The sequence below is a fragment of the Nocardiopsis sp. TNDT3 genome (assembly GCF_003427465.1).
GTDB lineage: Bacteria > Actinomycetota > Actinomycetes > Streptosporangiales > Streptosporangiaceae > Nocardiopsis > Nocardiopsis dassonvillei.
The window spans coordinates 1-1,823 of record NZ_QPFC01001059.1 but is presented as its reverse complement, the minus strand read 5'-3'; the positions used below and the strand labels follow the sequence as shown (position 1 = coordinate 1,823).

1 protein-coding gene and 1 pseudogene are annotated in these 1,823 nt (G+C 71.3%); one reads left to right on the top strand and one right to left on the bottom strand.

Annotated features, from left to right (window positions below; translation table 11 throughout):
• A partial coding sequence (locus DQW06_RS23795) for a nitrate/nitrite transporter (protein WP_157983583.1) occupies positions 1-1,182 on the bottom strand: 1,182 nt, incomplete at its 3' end.
• Between the two features lie 162 nt (positions 1,183-1,344).
• On the opposite strand from DQW06_RS23795, the pseudogene DQW06_RS23790 reads away from it, so the two are divergent.
• Positions 1,345-1,823, top strand: a pseudogene (locus DQW06_RS23790) (nitrate reductase subunit alpha); the annotation flags it as partial.

Sequence of the window (1,823 nt, the reverse complement as noted above, 5' to 3'; positions counted from 1 at the left end):
GGCGAAGGCCCGCCAGGTGTACAGGGCCACCGCCAGGGCGACCGCCGCCAACAGTACGAAGCCCAGCGTGTAGGCCCCGGTCGCCTGGTACACCGCCCCCATGAGCAGCGGCGGGAAGTAGCCGCCCAGCCCGCCGGCCGCACCGACCAGGCCCGTGACCGTGCCCACCCTCGACGGCTCCACCAGCTTGGCCACCAGCGCGAACACGGCACCGGTGCCCAAACCCAGCGACAGCGCGATCAGCACGAACGCGGCACCGGCCGGGAACTCCGCGGGCGGGTGCAGGGCCAGCACGACCGCGAACACGCAGGTGCCGAGGAACGAGATCAGGCACACCCGCACCGGGCCGATCCGGTCCGACAGGACGCCGCCGACCGGCCGGGCCGCCACGGCCGCCACCGCGAACCCGGCGGTGCGCAGACCCGCGGCGGTCTGCGCGTAGTCGTAGGCCAGCGTCAGCAGCGTCGGCAGGTAGGTCGAGAAGGCCACGAAACCGCCGAAGGCGACCGCGTACAGCAGCGACGCCTGCCAGGTCGCCCGCAGCCGCACGGCCTCCCCCATGCGCGGCAGCGCGGGCTCCGTGCGCGGCCGCCAGTCCGGCGAGTCCCGGCACATCAGCCACATCACCACGCCCATGACCGCCAGCGCCGCGCACAGCAGCAGGTGGGTGGTGAACAGCCCCACCGCGCCCACCAGCCGGGGGGTGAGGAAGGACGACAGGGCGGTGCCGCCCATCCCCGCGCCGAACACGCCCGTCGCGAACCCGCGCCGGTTCGCCGGGTACCACGCGTTCACGAACGGGATGCCGACCGCGAACGACGTCCCGGCGACGCCGAGGACGAATCCCCACAGCAGCAGCATCCCGTAGGAGTCGCCCGAGACCCCCACCAGGAACGTCGGCACGATGCTCGCGAAGCACAGGGCCGTGAACATCAGCCGCCCGCCGTAGCGGTCGGTCAGCGCGCCCACGGGGATGCGCCCCAACGCCCCCACCAGCACCGGGAAGGCCACCAGGATCGAGGTCTGCGTGGGTGTCAGCCCCAGGTTCTCGGTGTAGGTGCGCGACAGGGGGCCGATGAGGTTCCACGCCCAGAAGGTGAGCGTGAACGCCGCCGTGGCCAACGCGAGGTTGCCGCCGGCCGTGCCGCGGCGCGACACCCTTTTTCCCGATTCCGTACGCATATGCGCATTCCTTCCTCCGCCGTTCCAGGCGATTGTCACCCGATCCGGTGTGGGATGCGCCTTTTTCACGCCGGAGAAGGCATATTTGTTGGCGGAATGCAGTGGGTTCTGGCCCGGCGTCCCCGCTGGGGGCCAAGGAACGGTAAATGGGGTGTTGTCCGTATGGCGGCGGAAAGCAAAAAAGGCGGCGCGGGGAACGCCCTTCTGGCGCTGGGCAACCACCTCACCCGCTCCGAGCCGCTGGACGGCGACCGCGCCCAGGTCAGGAAGGGTGGCCGCCAGGGCGACTCCTTCTACCGCGACCGGTGGAGCCACGACCGCGTGGTCCGTTCCACGCACGGCGTGAACTGCACGGGCTCGTGTTCCTGGGACGTCTACGTCAAGGACGGAATCATCACCTGGGAAACGCAGGCCACCGACTATCCATCGGTCGGCCCGGACCGCCCCGAATACGAACCGCGCGGATGTCCGCGCGGCGCCGCCTTCTCCTGGTACACCTATTCGCCCACCCGTGTCCGCTATCCCTACGCGCGCGGCGTTCTCGTGCGGATGTACCGCGAGGCGCGCGCCCGTCTGGGCGACCCGGTGGCGGCCTGGGAGGAGATCACCACCGACCCCGACCGGCGGGCCCGCTACCAGCG